General features: G+C 62.9%; 13 protein-coding genes. 7 read left to right on the forward strand and 6 right to left on the reverse strand.

Annotation, left to right across the window (positions count from 1 at the left end):
- Positions 1-56: 56 nt before the first annotated feature.
- Positions 57-1,451, forward strand: a complete 1,395-nt coding sequence (locus BBX50_RS02670; protein WP_065773768.1) for a selenium-binding family protein — start codon at positions 57-59, stop codon at positions 1,449-1,451.
- Between the two features lie 32 nt (positions 1,452-1,483).
- Positions 1,484-2,110, forward strand: coding sequence for a hypothetical protein (locus BBX50_RS02675; RefSeq protein ID WP_065773769.1), 627 nt, complete (start codon positions 1,484-1,486; stop codon positions 2,108-2,110).
- Between the two features lie 47 nt (positions 2,111-2,157).
- Here BBX50_RS02675 and BBX50_RS02680 read toward each other — a convergent pair whose 3' ends face one another.
- Together BBX50_RS02680 and BBX50_RS02685 are read right to left on the reverse strand one after the other, a co-directional pair.
- Positions 2,158-2,847, reverse strand: a complete 690-nt coding sequence (locus BBX50_RS02680) for a glutathione S-transferase family protein (RefSeq protein ID WP_065773770.1) — start codon at positions 2,845-2,847, stop codon at positions 2,158-2,160.
- Between the two features lie 92 nt (positions 2,848-2,939).
- On the reverse strand, positions 2,940-3,530 hold the full coding sequence (locus tag BBX50_RS02685) for a VOC family protein (protein WP_065773771.1): 591 nt from the start codon (positions 3,528-3,530) through the stop codon (positions 2,940-2,942).
- A 247-nt stretch (positions 3,531-3,777) separates the two neighbouring features.
- Here BBX50_RS02685 and BBX50_RS02690 point away from each other — a divergent pair, with 247 nt between their 5' ends.
- On the forward strand, positions 3,778-4,272 hold the full coding sequence (locus tag BBX50_RS02690) for a hypothetical protein (RefSeq protein WP_139108414.1): 495 nt from the start codon (positions 3,778-3,780) through the stop codon (positions 4,270-4,272).
- A 356-nt stretch (positions 4,273-4,628) separates the two neighbouring features.
- On the opposite strand, the gene scpA is transcribed toward BBX50_RS02690, so the two are convergent.
- The 4 genes from scpA to BBX50_RS02715 all read right to left on the reverse strand — a co-directional run bounded on the left by scpA (position 4,629) and on the right by BBX50_RS02715 (position 10,887).
- Positions 4,629-6,767, reverse strand: coding sequence for a methylmalonyl-CoA mutase (gene scpA / locus BBX50_RS02700; protein ID WP_065773774.1), 2,139 nt, complete (start codon positions 6,765-6,767; stop codon positions 4,629-4,631).
- Positions 6,768-7,019: 252 nt separating this feature from the next.
- Entirely contained in the window at positions 7,020-9,023 is a 2,004-nt protein-coding gene (locus BBX50_RS02705) for an acetyl/propionyl/methylcrotonyl-CoA carboxylase subunit alpha (RefSeq protein WP_065773775.1), read from the reverse strand.
- 29 nt (positions 9,024-9,052) lie between these two features.
- Positions 9,053-9,343: a hypothetical protein gene (locus tag BBX50_RS02710; protein ID WP_244513260.1), complete on the reverse strand. Its 291-nt coding sequence runs from the start codon at positions 9,341-9,343 to the stop codon at positions 9,053-9,055.
- A gap of 11 nt (positions 9,344-9,354) precedes the next feature.
- Positions 9,355-10,887: an acyl-CoA carboxylase subunit beta gene (locus BBX50_RS02715; protein WP_065773776.1), complete on the reverse strand. Its 1,533-nt coding sequence runs from the start codon at positions 10,885-10,887 to the stop codon at positions 9,355-9,357.
- Positions 10,888-11,044: 157 nt separating this feature from the next.
- Between BBX50_RS02715 and BBX50_RS02720 the strand changes: the two genes are divergently transcribed.
- The 4 genes from BBX50_RS02720 (at position 11,045) to mmsB (ending at position 15,846) form a co-directional block, all read left to right on the forward strand.
- Positions 11,045-12,463: an XRE family transcriptional regulator gene (locus BBX50_RS02720; RefSeq protein ID WP_065773777.1), complete on the forward strand. Its 1,419-nt coding sequence runs from the start codon at positions 11,045-11,047 to the stop codon at positions 12,461-12,463.
- A 198-nt stretch (positions 12,464-12,661) separates the two neighbouring features.
- Entirely contained in the window at positions 12,662-13,804 is a 1,143-nt protein-coding gene (locus BBX50_RS02725) for an isobutyryl-CoA dehydrogenase (RefSeq protein WP_065773778.1), read from the forward strand.
- 28 nt (positions 13,805-13,832) lie between these two features.
- On the forward strand, positions 13,833-14,891 hold the full coding sequence (locus BBX50_RS02730) for an enoyl-CoA hydratase/isomerase family protein (RefSeq protein WP_065773779.1): 1,059 nt from the start codon (positions 13,833-13,835) through the stop codon (positions 14,889-14,891).
- Positions 14,892-14,949: 58 nt separating this feature from the next.
- Entirely contained in the window at positions 14,950-15,846 is an 897-nt protein-coding gene (mmsB, locus tag BBX50_RS02735) for a 3-hydroxyisobutyrate dehydrogenase (protein ID WP_065773780.1), read from the forward strand.
- The last annotated feature ends 242 nt before the right edge of the window (positions 15,847-16,088 follow it).

The following is a 16,088-nucleotide window of genomic DNA, read 5'->3' on the forward strand; positions in this document are numbered from 1 at the left end:
ATCACCAAAGCCTGCATCAGGATCCACGCATTGGGAATTCTCCAGGGAGAATGGAAATGGCGACGTGGCGACCCGATCCTTCCTTCTATCCATCACCACGCATGGCGGCCAAGGCGCCAAAGGAAACGCTCGCCTATGTGGCGGCGTTCGATCCGGAGCGAAAGAGGCCGGATGCAATCGCGGTCGTTGACGTCGATCCGGCGTCATCAACCTATTCGCAGATCGTCGGCCAGGTCGACATGCCCAATGTCGGCGACGAGTTGCATCACTTCGGTTGGAACGCCTGTTCCTCGTGCCTTTGCCCCAACGCACCGCATCCGCATGTCGAGCGGCGCTATCTGGTGGTGCCGGGGCTGCGATCCTCGCGGCTCCATATCATCGACACCAAGCCGGACCCGCGCAATCCGCAGATCATCCGGGTGATCGAGCCCTCGGAAATTGCCGAGAAGGCGAACTATTCGCGGCTGCACACCACCCATTGCGGGCCGGAAGGCATCTATGTCAACGCGCTTGCCGACCGCGATGGCAAGGCGCCGGGCGGCATCTTCCTGCTCGACCACCAGAGCTTCGACGTGCTCGGCCAATGGGAGATGGACCGTGGGCCGCAGAAGCTTGCCTATGATTTCTGGTGGCATCTCGGCCACGACACGATGATCACCAGCGAGTGGGGCACGCCGGATACGTTCGAGAATGGGCTGGTTCCGGAGGTGTTGCTCGGTTCGAAATACGGTCGCCGGCTGCACTTCTGGGACCTGCACAAGCGCAAGCACCTGCAGGAGATCGACTTCGGGGAGGAGCACCAGCTCGTCTTCGAATTGCGCCCGGCCCATGACCCGACCAAGGCCTATGGCTTCGTCGGCTGTGTCATCAGCCTCAAGGACCTCTCGGCTTCGATCTGGACCTGGTATCGCGACGGCAACCAATGGGCGGTCAAAAAGGTGATCGAGATCCCGGCCGAGCCCGCCGACCCGGAACTGCTACCGCCTGTGCTCAAGGGCTTCAGCGCAGTCGCGCCGCTTGTCACCGATATCGACCTGTCGATGGACGACCGGTTCCTCTACGTCTCCTGCTGGGGCACCGGAGACATGATCCAGTACGATGTCTCGGACCCCTTCGCGCCGAAGGAGACGGGCCGAGTGCGGATCGGCGGCATCGTCTCGCGCGCAACCCATCCAAAGGCAAAAAATGGAGCGCTGAGCGGCGGGCCGCAAATGGTGGAGATCAGTCGCGACGGCAAGCGGGTCTATTTCACCAATTCGCTCTACGGCGCCATCGATCCGCAGTTCTATCCTGAGGGCATCGACGGCTGGATGGTCAAGCTGGATGTTGCCGACGGCGGCGGCATCGCATTCGACGAGAATTTCTTTGTCGATTGGCCGAAAGGCCATCGTCCGCATCAGGTTCGGCTCGAAGGCGGCGACTGCTCGTCCGATTCCTACTGCTATCCGTGAGGAGGGGCAGCGGTGAGGCGCTGTCACGGCGAATGACGACGTTCTGGCCATGGCTCTCGCTTGCAGGCCTCGGCGCCTTTCACGGCCTCAATCCGGCAATGGGCTGGCTTTTCGCCGTGGCGCTTGGTCTTCACAGTCAGAGCGGCCGGGTTGTCTGGCTGTCCCTCGCTCCCATTGCCATCGGCCATGCGATCTCCGTCGCGACCGTCTTGGCGGTGGTCGTCGCCTTTGGCTCGACCTTGGATCCGAACACCTTCAGGATGGCCGCGGCTGCGCTCATTCTGGGTGCCGCTGGCTACAGCGCCGTTTATGGACATCGCCACCGTGTGAGAATCGGAATGCGAACCGATATGGCCGGTCTCGCGCTCTGGTCCTTCCTGATGGCGACGAGCCATGGGGCGGGCCTGATGCTGGTGCCAGCGGTCCTCAGCCTCTGCCTTGCAGGTCACGCGAGCGAACTGGCGATGGCAAGTTCGCTACCGATCTCGTTGGCCGCCGTCGCGGTTCATAGCGGGGCAATGCTCATCGTTACCGCGGTGCTGTCGCTCGCCGTCTTTGCCTGGTTTGACCTGGCGGTCCTGCGCTCGGCCTGGATCAACTTCGATCGCCTCTGGACGCTGGCACTCGGAGCAACCGGTATTGTCCTTCTTGTTCAATGACGGCCGATGGGGCCGCCGGCGGAGTGCGGGGCGACGCGTCGGTTCCTCTACCTCTGCGATTTCACGTAGTTGACATAGCCGCGGACATCGGCGGCGGGCTCGGCGTAGGCGGGGCCAAGCGTTCTCTCGATGTTTGCCATGTAAGTCTTTGCCCAGTCCGGCAGCGCATAGTCGATCGCCGCCAGGAATTCGAGCGTCGCGGCAAGCCTGATGTCGGCGATCGATGGTCTGGCACCGCCGATGAAGGGCTTGTCTCCAATGTAGAAGGCACGGAAGACGTCGAGCGGTTCGGCGAGTGCGGCCACTGCCGCCTGGCGTGCGGCTTCCTTCGTCGGGGCATCGGCGTCGCTGCAGCCGACTTCGCCCGCATAAAGCGGGAAGTTCAGCGCCGGATAGGTTGCCCGCGCGAGATAAGGATAGAAGGTGCCGATGAGATAGAACATGGCACTGTCGATCATGGCCCGGGCTTCCGGATCTTTCGGATAGAAGTCGTCGAGCCCGTGCTTGTTGCAGAGATACTGCATGATCGCGCAGCTTTCCCACAGAGCACCCTTGGGCAGATCCGCAGTCTCGATCATCGGTGTCAGATGCGACGGCGCCCGCGCCAAATACTCGGGCGTACGTGTTTGGCCGTAGACATCCTTCTCGCTGAAATCGAGTTTGGCTGCTCTGAGGAAAACGCGCGCCGTCATGTTGTTGACGCTGGGCTTGATCACGTTGAGCTGGATTGCGGACATGGCATTCCTCCCTGTTGAGCGCCATTCTGCTGGTGGCTCTCGCGTCAGCCACCTGCTGAATGGTGCGCGGCACATCCCACCACGGGCCGACGCTAGCGCCGACCGTAGGGGTCTTTCGGCAAGCGATCGGGCGAAAGCGTCGGCCGTGCGCGCTCGACCAGTCCCTCTATCGCATCGGCAAGGTGAACTTCGGCGATGTTGTAGTCGCCGCGCGCGACCCGGACCTTATGCGCTTCCATCAGGACCTCGGCGTGGCTGTGGCCCGCCGGCGGCTCGAAGCGGTAGGAGGCAAGTTCGATCAGCAAGCCGAGCGGATCCTCGAAATAGATCGAGTCCATGAAGCCGCGATCCTTGATTCCGCTATGCTTGATGTTCCGCTGGTCGAGCCGTTCGACCGCCTGGGAGAAGGTCGCGCGGGATACGGCGAAGGCGATGTGGTGCACGCAGCCGCTGTCCGTCGGCGTCCGCTTCTGCACGGGCTTGCGGTTCTCGTCGGTAAAGATGGTGATCAGGCGGCCATCGCCCGGATCGAAATACAGATGGCTCTCACTCGCCCGGTCAAGGTTCGGCTGTTCGAAAATGAAGGGCATGCCGAGCAACCCCTCCCAGAAGTCGATCGACGTCTGCCGGTCTGCGCCGACAAGCGTGATGTGGTGAACCCCTTGCGACTGCAGTTTTCGCATAGCCGGCCTCCCCGGTGACGCGGAGGATGCAGGACAAGCGGCCCATGGGCTCGCCCTTTCCGCCTCATCCAATTGTCGCCCGTCGTGAGCAGAAGGCAAGCGCCAATCACGGGCCGGTCGAGGGCCCCAGGCTGGAGGGCTGGTCGTGATCGGCGTGTTGTGACCGGCAATGCACAGATTTGCTTCCATCCGATCTTGACCTCTTGCTCTATGGTTGTTTTTCTTGCGAGGCGCAATCAATGCATGTGTGTGGTCGCGCCTGCCGAAATGGGGCAGTGTTCCGGGGAGTGGAAGCGTGAAGTTCTTGCGAAGGGCCGGTATCGTCGGCCTGCTGTCTTTTGCATTTGCGACCGCCGCACGGGCGGACGGCGATGCCTTTGCCGGGCAATGGCGGCAGCTGACCTCGACGGCCGGGCGGTGCGATAAATGCTATATCGGCATCGTGAGGCACGGTGACCTGCTGACCGTCAGCAGCAACACTGGCTGGCAGGCCGTGGCGAACGTCGAGGGTTTTGCGGATCTGCAGCTCGCGGCCGGTAAAGGACAGTGGAAGCCAACCATCTCAGGCGCCTATGGCGGCAGGAGTTTCGGCATTCAGTTCGTTCGGCGTGGCGGGCAATTGCAAATGTTCATGGTGGTGTCGCAGGCTGACGGTGCCCCTTTGTCCATCCGCGTCACCTTTGAAAAGGGCCTGCCCTCGAACAGGCACCAAGAACTGCCGGCCGAGACGCATCGCATCTGAGACGCCCACCGCGCCGCGGGCCATTCTGGAGAGCCGTGCGTTCACACGAACGCGCAAGGGACGTTCTAGACACGCGTATTTTGATTTCCTTGGCAAAGCTTCCTGTCTTCCGATTGCAGCATCCGCAGGTGAACGGAGAGGACACCCGCGACAACCTTTACGGGGCTGCCAACTGGTTCGACGATGGCGAGGCGGCGGTGGTCGAACTGGCCGTTGCTGAGGATAGGGGACCGACGGCGCAATGATCTCCGCTCTCCGCGCGCTCCTGCTCTCAGCCGTTGCAGTTACGGCCACCAGTGACGACAACCGCCGGGGCAGGTGGAATAAACCCCTGCCACCCCTCCCGTTCGAGCGCTTCAGATGTTGCGGCGCTTGCCCTCGATCAGGTCGAGCACGGCACGCGCCGCATCAAGGACATTCGTGCCCGGGCCGAATACGGCCGACACACCGTTCTCCATCAGGTAGTCATAGTCCTGGCGCGGAATGACGCCGCCGCAGATGACGATCACGTCCTCGCCGCCACGCTGCTTCAGGGCTTCCGCAAGCTGCGGCATCAGCGTCTTGTGGCCGGCAGCCAGCGATGAGACGCCAATGACATTGACCTTGTTCGCAAGCGCCATGTCGGCTGCCTCGTCCGGCGTCTGGAACAGCGGCCCGGCAAGCACATCGAAGCCGATGTCGCCGAAGGCGGAGGCGATCACCTTGGCGCCGCGGTCATGGCCGTCCTGCCCGAGCTTGGCGACCATGATCTTCGGCTTGCGCCCGAGTTTTGCCGAGACCTCGTCCAGGCGCCCGGAGAGAACCGCGAGTTCGGGCTCGCCTTCATAGGCCTTGCCGTAGATCTTGCTGACGACCTTGGGCGTTGCGGCGTGGTCGCCGAACGCGCCGCGCATTGCGTCGGAGATTTCGCCGACGGTTGCGCGCGCTCGCGCCGCTTCGACGGCGGCGGCAAGCAGGTTGCCTTCACCTGTCGAGGCGATCTGCGAAAGCGCCTCCAGCGTCTCTTTCACTTTGACGCTGTCGCGCCGCCGCTTCGTCTCCGCGATCCGGCGGATCTGGGCGGCGCGCACGGCACTGTTGTCGATCTCCAGAATGTCGATCGGTTCCTCGTTGTCGAGGCGGTACTTGTTGACGCCGACGATGATCTCCTCGCCCTTGTCGACGGCCGCCTGGCGCCGGGTGGCCGCCTCCTCGATCAGTCGCTTCGGCAGTCCGGCATTGACGGCACGGGTCATGCCGCCCATCGCCTCGACCTCCTCGATCAGCGCCCAGGCCTTTTCGGCGAGTTCATTGGTCAGGCTCTCGACATAGTAGGAGCCGGCGAGCGGGTCGACCACCTTCGTGACGCCGGTCTCGTGCTGCAGGATCAGCTGCGTGTTGCGGGCGATGCGCGCGGAAAACTCCGTCGGCAAGGCGATCGCCTCGTCGAAGGAATTGGTGTGCAGCGACTGCGTGCCGCCAAGGGCCGCCGACATCGCCTCAAACGCGGTGCGGATGATGTTGTTATAGGGGTCCTGCTCCTGCAGCGAGACGCCCGAGGTCTGGCAGTGGGTGCGCAGCATCAGGGAGGACGGCTTCTTCGGCTCGAACTCTTTCATGATGCGGGTCCAGAGCAGACGCGCTGCGCGGAGTTTCGCCGCTTCCATGAAGAAGTTCATGCCGATTGCAAAGAAGAAGGAAAGGCGGCCTGCGAATTCGTCGACATTCAGCCCCTTGGCAAGGGCGGCGCGCACATATTCTCGCCCGTCGGCGAGCGTGAAGGCGAGCTCCTGCACCAGCGTCGCACCCGCCTCCTGCATGTGATAGCCGGAAATCGAGATCGAGTTGAACTTCGGCATCTCCCTGGCCGTGTATTCGATGATATCGGCAACGATCCGCATCGAAGGTTCCGGCGGGTAGATATAGGTGTTGCGGACCATGAACTCCTTCAAGATGTCGTTCTGGATGGTGCCTGAAAGCTTGTCGCGCGAGACGCCCTGTTCCTCGCCGGCGACGATGAAGGAGGCAAGGATCGGGATAACAGCGCCGTTCATGGTCATCGACACCGACATCTCGTCGAGCGGAATGCCGTCGAACAGGATCTTCATGTCCTCGACCGAGTCGATCGCGACGCCCGCCTTGCCGACATCGCCCTCGACGCGCGGATGGTCGCTGTCATAACCGCGATGGGTCGCAAGGTCGAAGGCGACCGAGAGGCCTTTCTGGCCCGCGGCGAGATTCTTCCGGTAGAAGGCGTTGGAGGCTTCCGCCGTCGAGAAGCCGGCATATTGCCGGATCGTCCAGGAACGGCCGGCATACATGGTGGCGCGGGGCCCGCGCACGAAAGGTTCGAAGCCGGGCAGTGAAGTTAGATGCTCGATGCCGCCGAGATCGTCAGCCGTATAGAGCGGCTTTACAGCGATGCCCTCGGGCGTCTGCCAGGTGAGGCTTTCCGGCGCTGCCTTGAGCTCGCGCTCAGCGAGCGTTTCCCAGTCCGTGATGGTTTTGTCAGTCATGGGCATTGCTCCATATGCAGCGCGTAATCAGGTGGTATGTGGTGGCACCCCCCTCTGTCCTGCCGGACCTCTCCCCCACACGGGGGGAGATCGACAAGCCGCTACCTCCCATTCCATCGGTAACCCGATGTGTTTCCAAGCTCTTGCAGCGTCGCTGGGCTCTTGGGGCAAAGCCGTGCCACGGGCCGAGCTCCCCCCTTGTGGGGGAGATGCCCGGCAGGGCAGAGGGGGGTATCACCCGGGGCGCTTCCATCACTCGAATTCCATGATCAGTTCATCGACCGCAAGGCTCGCACCGGCCACCACTGCCACGCGCTTGACCACGGCCTTCTTCTCGGCGCGCAGGATGTTCTCCATCTTCATCGCCTCGACGACGGCGAGTGCCTGTCCGGCCTCGACCGTATCGCCCGCCTTTACAGTGACGGAGGTGATCACACCCGGCATCGGGCAAAGCAGCATGCGCGACATGTCCGGCGGCAGTTTCTTCGGCATCAGCCGCGCGAGTTCGGCGACACGCGGGCTTCTCACGTAGGCGACAAGATCGATGCCGCGCCAGCGAAGCCGGATGGCGGTGCCGACCAGGTCGACTTTGACGCTCAAGGGCTCATTGTCGATGTTGAAGGTGGCAAGTGTGCGACCTGGGACCCAGTCTCCGGCGATCGAAAGCGAGGCGCCGTCGGCAAATCTCACATAGGCTCCATCGGCAGAAGCGCCGGCCGTCACCGCGAAGTCGTGATCGCCAAGGCTTGCGACCCAGTCATGGCCGACGACGCGACGGTGATTGCCGATCGTGCCAGAAATCTGGCTCGCGCGCACCTGCAGGGCCTGGTTGACCGATACGGCGACGGCGGCAAGCTTGCGAAGCGACCGCTCATCGGCCGTCACGCCATGGAAGCCATCGGCGAACTCTTCGGCGATATAGGCAGTCGTCAGCCGGCCGTCGCGGAAGCGCTGTTGCTGCATGACGGCGGCGAGGAACGGCAGATTGTGGCCGATGCCCTCGACTTCGAACTGGTCGAGCGCCACGGCCATCGCGTCGACGGCCGCCTTGCGGTCCGGTCCCCAGGTGCAGAGCTTGGCAATCATCGGATCGTAATACATCGAGATCTCGCCACCCTCGAAGACGCCGGTGTCGTTGCGAGTCACGGTGCCGTCGTCGCGTTTTCCCTCGACCGGCGGGCGGTAGCGCGTCAGCCGGCCGATCGAGGGCAGGAAGTTGCGATAGGGATCTTCCGCATAAAGCCGGCTTTCGATCGCCCAGCCATTTAGCTTCACGTTGTCCTGGCCGAAGGCGAGCTTTTCGCCGCTAGCAACACGGATCATCTGCTCGACGAGATCGAGCCCGGTGATGAGTTCGGTCACCGGATGCTCCACCTGCAGGCGGGTGTTCATCTCGAGGAAGTAAAAGTTGCGCTTGGCATCGACGATGAACTCGACGGTGCCGGCCGAATGGTAGCCGACCGCTTTTGCCAGCGCGACCGCCTGCTCGCCCATGGCCTTGCGCGTCTCGGCGTCGAGAAACGGCGAGGGCGCCTCCTCGATGACTTTCTGGTTGCGGCGCTGGATCGAGCATTCGCGCTCGCCGAGATAAAGCGTGTTGCCATGCTTGTCGCCAAGCACCTGGATCTCGATATGGCGCGGCTCGGTGACGAATTTCTCGATAAAGATGCGATCGTCGCCAAACGAGTTCTTTGCCTCGTTTTTCGAGGACTGGAAGCCTTCGCGCGCCTCCTGGTCGTTCCAGGCGATGCGCATGCCCTTGCCGCCGCCGCCAGCCGATGCCTTGATCATCACGGGATAGCCGATGGAGGTGGCGATCCTGACGGCCTCCTCGGCGTCCTCGATCAGACCCATGTGGCCCGGAACCGTCGAGACGCCGGCTTCGGCTGCGAGCTTCTTGGAGGTGATCTTGTCGCCCATCGCCTGGATGGCGCCAACCGGCGGCCCGATGAAGGCGACGCCCTCCTTTTCGAGTGCCTCGGCAAAGGCGGCGTTTTCCGAAAGGAAGCCGTAGCCCGGGTGGACGGCATCCGCGCCCGTCTTGCGGATCGCGTCGATGATCTTGTCGATGACGATGTAGGACTGGGCCGAGGGCGAGGCGCCAATATGCACGGCCTCATCCGCCATGCGCACATGCATGGCTTCGCGGTCGGCGTCGGAATAGACGGCGACCGTGGCGATGCCGAGTTTCTTTGCGGTCTTGATGACGCGGCAGGCGATTTCACCACGGTTGGCGATGAGGATTTTCTTGAACATCTGTTTCTCTTTCAAATCCGTGGGGCGCGTCAGCGTTTGAACTTGCGGCGATAGGGCAGAAGCGCGATCGACGATGCTGCGGCTGCACCGCCAAAGAGCAGCGCGAAGGGCACGACGACCATGAGCGCGGCGAGAACCGGGCTCGTGGAGCGGGCGATATGAGTGCCGACGGCGCCGATGTTGAGCCCGATGAGCACGCCTGCTGTTGTCGCGCCAATGACAACGCCGATCAGCGCATTGATCGCCATGTAGCGCAGCATCTGCCAGTGATCACGCCTGGCTTCCTCCGGTGTCATGATGCGCTCCGGCTCACGCTCCATCGTCGCCTCCATCAAAGCGGGATCGTGTCGTGCTTGCGCCAGCGCAGGTCGATCTGCTTGTTGCGCAGCGACGCGAAGGCGCGGGCGATGCGGCGGCGCGATGAATGCGGCATGATCACTTCGTCGATAAAGCCGCGCTCGGCCGCAACGAACGGATTGGCGAAGCGCTCCTCGTATTCCTTCGTTCGCGCCGCAATCTTCTCGGCATCGCCGAGTTCTGAGCGGTAGAGAATTTCGGTTGCGCCCTTGGCGCCCATGACGGCGATCTCGGCGGTCGGCCAGGCATAGTTGACGTCGGCGCCGATGTGTTTCGAGGCCATGACGTCATAGGCGCCGCCATAGGCCTTGCGGGTGATCAACGTCACCATTGGCACGGTCGCCTGGCTATAGGCAAAGAGCAGCTTGGCGCCGTGCTTGATGACGCCGCCATATTCCTGGGCGGTGCCAGGCAGGAAGCCGGGCACGTCGACCAGCGTCAGGAGCGGGATGGAAAAGGCGTCGCAGAAGCGCACGAAACGCGCGGCCTTGCGCGAGCTGTCGATGTCGAGGCACCCGGCAAGCACCATCGGCTGGTTGGCGACAACGCCGACCGTCTGTCCCTCCATGCGGATGAAGCCGGTGACGATGTTGCGGGCGAAGCTCTGCTGCAGCTCGAAGAAGTCGCCCTCGTCGGCGAGCGACAGGATCAGTTCCTTCATGTCGTAGGGCTTGGTGGCGCTATCGGGGATCAGGCTGTCGAGGCGCATATCGAGCCGCGACGGATCGTCGTGGAAGGGGCGGACCGGCGGCTTCTCACGATTGTTGAGCGGCAGGAAATCGAAGAGCAGGCGGGTCGCCTCCAGCGCCTCGATGTCGTTCTCATAGGCGCCATCGGCAACGGAGGATTTCGATGTATGCGTGCGCGCGCCGCCCAGTTCTTCGGCTGTGACGATCTCGTTCGTCACGGTCTTCACGACGTCCGGTCCGGTCACGAACATGTAGGATGAATCGCGGACCATGAAGATGAAATCGGTCATGGCCGGCGAATAGACCGCGCCGCCGGCGCACGGACCCATGATCACGGAGATCTGCGGAATGACACCGGAGGCCTCGGCATTACGGCGGAAGACCTCGGCATAACCGGCTAGCGATGCCACGCCTTCCTGGATGCGGGCGCCACCCGAATCGTTGAGGCCGATGACCGGCGCGCCGTTGCGTACCGCCATATCCATGATCTTGCAGATCTTCTGGGCATGGGTTTCCGACAGTGAGCCGCCGAGCACGGTGAAGTCCTGGGAGAAGACATAGACCTGCCGGCCGTTGATCGTTCCCCAGCCGGTGACGACACCATCACCGGCGACCTTTTGGCTCTCCATGCCGAAGTCGACGCAGCGGTGGGTGACGTACATGTCGTATTCTTCGAAGGAACCTTCGTCGAGCAGCACCTCGATGCGTTCGCGCGCCGTCAGCTTGCCCTTGCCGTGCTGGGCGTCGATCCGCCGCTGGCCGCCGCCGGCGCGTGCTTCCGCCCGGCGGGCCTCGACCTGTTCTAGTATGGCGCGCATGGTGCCCTCCCGGTTTTTCAGTGCCCGATTTTTTCAACAATTGTGCAGAGGCGCTTCGAGCTTCGCAATAGCGTCGAAGACGGCATGGAAAAACGTCCCTTCATGTGCAAATGTGAAATAGAGAAATTTGTGAAACGTAAATTGCAAAGTTGCAAATATGGCGATCGGCAAGCTCTATATCGGCCGCAAGGTCAGGGAACTGCGGGAAGTGAACAAGGCGACGCAAGGCCAGTTCGCCGAGCGCATCGGCATCTCCACCAGCTATCTCAACCAAATCGAGAACAACCAGCGGCCAGTCTCGGCGGCGGTGCTCCTGGCGCTTGCCGAGAAATTCCAGATCGACATCGCCGAACTCTCGACCGGCGAGGGCGATCGCCTGCTCTCTGCCCTCTCGGAAGCGCTCAGCGATCCGCTGTTTGAAACCTACTCGGCGAGCCTGCAGGAACTGAAGCTCGTCGCCCAGAACGCGCCCGGGCTGGCGCATGCGTTGATCACCTGCCACCAGGCCTATCGCCGCAACAGCGAGCAACTCGCAAGCATCGACGACACGATCGGTCGCGGCGGACCTTTCGTCGAAACGACACCCTATGAGGAAGTGCGGGACTTCTTCCACTTCGTCGACAACTACCTCCACGAGATCGATCTGCTCGCCGAACGGCTGGCGGGTGAGTTGGGGCTTGGCGAGGGCGACAATCACGCGGCTTTGGCAAGCTATCTCGAACAGCGCCATGGCGTCCGGGTCGTTCGCGGATCGGCCGGCGACGAGGTGATCCGCCGCTTCGATCCGCGCGCCCGCATCCTGACGCTCAACCCATATGCGCCGACGGCGACACGCGACTTTCAGATCGCCCTGCAAATCGCCCAGCTTCACGCCCGCGAGGAGATCGACCGGGTGGCCGGCAGCGCCGGCTTCCGCACCGAAGAGGCCTACGAGATCTGTCGCATCGGCTTGCAGAACTATTTTGCCGGCGCGCTGATCTTGCCCTACCAGGCCTTCTCGAAGGCCGCCCGCGACTTGCGGCACGACATAGAGCTTCTTGCCGCCCGCTTCGGTGCATCGCTGGAGCAAGTCTGTCATCGTCTCTCGACGCTGCAGCGGCCTGGGCAGAAGGGCATTCCGATCTTCTTTGCCCGCATCGATCGCGCCGGCAACATCACCAAGCGCCACAGCGCCGCGAAGCTTCAGTTCGCACGCTTCGGCGCCGCCTGTCCGCTCTGGAACGTGCATCAGGCCTTCGAGACGCCGGGCCGGATCATCCGGCAACTGGCCGAAACACCCGATGGGGTACGCTATCTCTGTCTTGCCACCCAGATCACCAAGGGCGGCGGCGGTTTCCGCGCCGCACAACCCCGCTATGCCCTCGCACTCGGCTGCGAGGTCTCCTATGCCGATGCTTTCGTCTATGCCGACGACATGGATCTCGGCAACCGTATGGCCTTCGACCCGATCGGCATTTCCTGCCGTATCTGCGAGCGGACGAAATGCGCCAGTCGTGCCGTGCCGCCATTGAAGCGTCGCCTGATTGTGGACCATGACTTACGCGGCGCTCTGCCGTATCGTCTAAGCGAGAGTTGATTGGCACCGTCTGTTCATTTTTGAACAGACCCTGTGAGAAGTTGCATCTGGGCCTCTCCGAAGTTTGGTGTAACTAGGCCCTCGATTGCCTGCAGCGCCATGCGTCTTGCGAGACGCGCAAAGGATGCTGCAGGACCTTGAGTTGCCGCAGGACCAAAGGATACCTGTAGCAACTATGCAGTCAGGGAGGACGCGCATATGGATTTTCGCCTGTCGGAGGAGCAGGAGGCCATTCGTCAAATGGCGCTCGATTTCGCCCGCGACGAACTCGCCCCTCATGCGATCGACTGGGATCAGCAGAAGCATTTTCCGGTCGACACGCTGCGCGGTGCCGCCGCACTCGGCATGGCGGGTATCTATGTCCGTGACGATGTCGGTGGCACGGGGCTGACGCGGCTCGACGCCGCGATCATCATCGAGGCGCTGGCGACCGGCTGCCCGGCCGTCGCCTCCTTCGTCTCGATCCACAACATGTGTTCCGGCATGATCGACCGCTACGGCACGGACGAGCAGCGCCAGCGGTTGCTGCCGAAGCTTTTGACGATGGAGGTGCTTGCGAGCTACTGCCTGACCGAGCCCGGCTCGGGATCGGATGCGGCCGCACTCAAGACGAAGGCGGTCAAGGACGGCAACGACTATGTTCTGACTGGCCAGAAGCAGTTCATCTCAGGCGCCGGCGAATCCGGCCTCTACGTGATCATGGCGCGGACCGGCGAGGACGGCCCCAAGGGTATTTCCACCTTCGTGGTCGAGAAGGATGCGCCGGGCCTGACATTTGGCGCCAACGAGAAGAAGATGGGCTGGCACGTGCAGCCGACCCGTGCCGTCATGCTCGACGGCGTGCGCGTACCGGCGGAAAACCGGCTGGGTGCTGAAGGCGACGGCTTCAAGATCGCCATGGGCGGGCTCGATGGTGGCCGCTTGAACATCGCCGCCGCCTCGCTCGGCGGGGCCCAATCCGCCTTCGAAAAGGCGCTTGCCTACGTCCAGGAGCGCCGCGCCTTCGGCAAGGCGATCGGCGAATTCCAGGCGCTGCAGTTCCGGCTTGCCGACATGGCGACGGATCTCGAAATCGCCCGCACCTTCCTCTGGCGCGCCGCGTCGGCGCTGGACGCCGGCGATCCGGAGGCGACCAAGCTCTGTGCCATGGCCAAGCGGTTCGTCACCGACCGCTGCTTTGCCGTCGCCAACGACGCCCTGCAGCTTCACGGCGGCTATGGCTATCTCGCCGATTATGGCGTCGAAAAGATTGTCAGGGACCTTCGGGTGCACCAGATCCTCGAGGGGACCAACGAGATCATGCGCCTGATCGTCGCGCGCTCGCTCATCGGCCGGAAGTAGGCCGGACCGGAAGTAGGAAGGACCGTTCATGGAAATGCAGACGCCGGCACCTGAAGTCATCGTCGAACGCCAGGGTGCGCTCGGCCGGATTCGGCTCAACCGGACACGCGCGCTCAACAGCCTCAACGTCCCGATGATCCGGCTGATCGCTGAAGCGCTGACCACGTTCGAGAATGATCCGGCCATCGCCGCCGTGCTGGTGACGGGCGAAGGCGAACGCGGGCTTTGCGCCGGCGGCGATATCCGCATGATCTATGAAAGCGGGCACGAGCGGCCGGAGGAGGGCGCGCAGTTCTGGCGCGAGGAGTTCATCGTCAACAGCCGCATCTCCGGCTACGCCAAGCCCTATATCGCCATCATGGACGGCATCGTCATGGGCGGTGGTGTCGGCATATCGGCCCATGGCAGCCATCGCATCGTCACCGAGCGCACCCGGCTTGCCATGCCTGAAACGGGCATCGGCTATTTCCCGGATGTCGGCGCCACCTGGCTTCTGCCGAGGGCGCCCGGCGAGTTCGGCACCTATCTGGGCCTGACCGGCCGGGATATCGTTGCAAGCGATGCCATCCATGCCCGCCTTGCCGACAGCTTTGTCACTTCGGACAGGCTGCAAGCACTGGTCGCGGATCTTGCAACGCTGCCGACAGCGGCAAACGGTGGCGCTGTCGATGCGGTAATTGCCGGATCTTCGAGCGAAGCCCCGACAACGCCGCTTCAGGCGCATCTCAGCCTGATCGACCGCTGCTTCGCCTTCGATACGGTGGAGGAAATTCTAGCGGCGCTCGAGGCCGACGGTTCCGATTTCGCCAAGGAAACGCTGGCGCTGCTCAACTCCCGTTCCGCGCTCAGCATGAAGCTGACGCTCGATCTGGTGCGCGCCGGTCGTCGCAGCGCCTCGCTGAATGAATGCCTGGAGCGGGAGTATTCCGCAACGCTCGGCATGCTTTCCAATCCTGACTTCTACGAGGGCGTGCGCGCCGCCGTGATCGACAAGGACCGCAATCCGAAATGGTCGGTGGGGCTGGCCGATGTCACGCCCGATATGCTCTCGCGGTTCGCCAGGAAGGATCACCCGCCGCTGTTCTAGCGCCTGAGGATCGGGCGCCTTCGGTTTTGGCCGAGTTTTCAATGCGAGGAGGAGTAACATGACGAAGATCGCCTTTATCGGGCTCGGCAATATGGGCGGGCCGATGGCCGCCAATCTGGTCAAGGCGGGCCACGCGGTCAGCGGCTTCGACCTGTCGGAAGCCTCGCGCAATGCCGCAGCCAAAACGGGCGTTTCCGTTGCCGGGTCGATCGCGCACGCTGTTCGCGGCGCGGAATGCGTCATTACCATGCTGCCGGCCGGCGCCCATGTGCTTTACGTCTGGGACGAGCTTCTCGGTTTCGTCGATCCCGGTACCTTGCTGGTCGACAGTTCGACGATCGATGTCGACAGCGCCCGCAAGGCGCACGCGCTTGCAGAAAAGATCGGCTGCCCGTCTCTCGACGCACCGGTCTCCGGCGGCACAGGGGGAGCGGCGGCAGGTACGCTCACCTTCATGGTCGGCGGCAGTGACGAGGCTTTTGCCCGCGGCAAGCCATTGCTCGATGCCATGGGCAAGAAGATCGTCCATTGCGGTGGAACTGGTGCTGGCCAGGCGGCAAAGATCTGCAACAACATGATCCTCGGCATTTCGATGGCCGGTGTCTGCGAGGCCTTCGTGCTTGCCGAACGGCTCGGCCTGTCGCATCAGGCGCTGTTCGATGTCGCCTCGACCTCGTCGGGCCAGTGCTGGTCGCTGACGAGCTACTGCCCGGTGCCGGGACCGGTCGCGACCTCGCCGGCCAACAACGATTACAAGCCGGGCTTTGCCGCAAGCCTGATGCTGAAGGACCTGAAGCTGTCGCAGCAGGCCGCAAGTGCCGCCGGCGCGACGACGCCGATGGGCGCACAGGCGGCCCAGCTCTATTCGATGTTCGAAAAACTTGGCCATGGCGGCGAGGACTTTTCCGCCCTGATCCGTCTGCTTCGCGGCAATGACGAGGCAAAGGCCGGCTAATCCGCCTGCGCCGATGGATTTTTCGCCCGTCCAGGCGGGCGAAATCTGCCGCTCTGGCTGTTGATAGAAATTATCGTTTAATTTCAATGATATATGAGATTTGTGTCAGGGCCATGAAAAACCCTGTTGACGTGTTGGAGGCTGGGGGTCTATAAGCCCGATCACTGACGAGGGCGGCGGCGCTGCTGGCGACGACGACCTTCGCTCTAGAGTTTCCTTGGTTGGCTGAGGCTGATTGATGG

The organism is Ensifer sp. LC11 (assembly GCF_001695835.1).
Lineage (GTDB): Bacteria > Pseudomonadota > Alphaproteobacteria > Rhizobiales > Rhizobiaceae > Ensifer.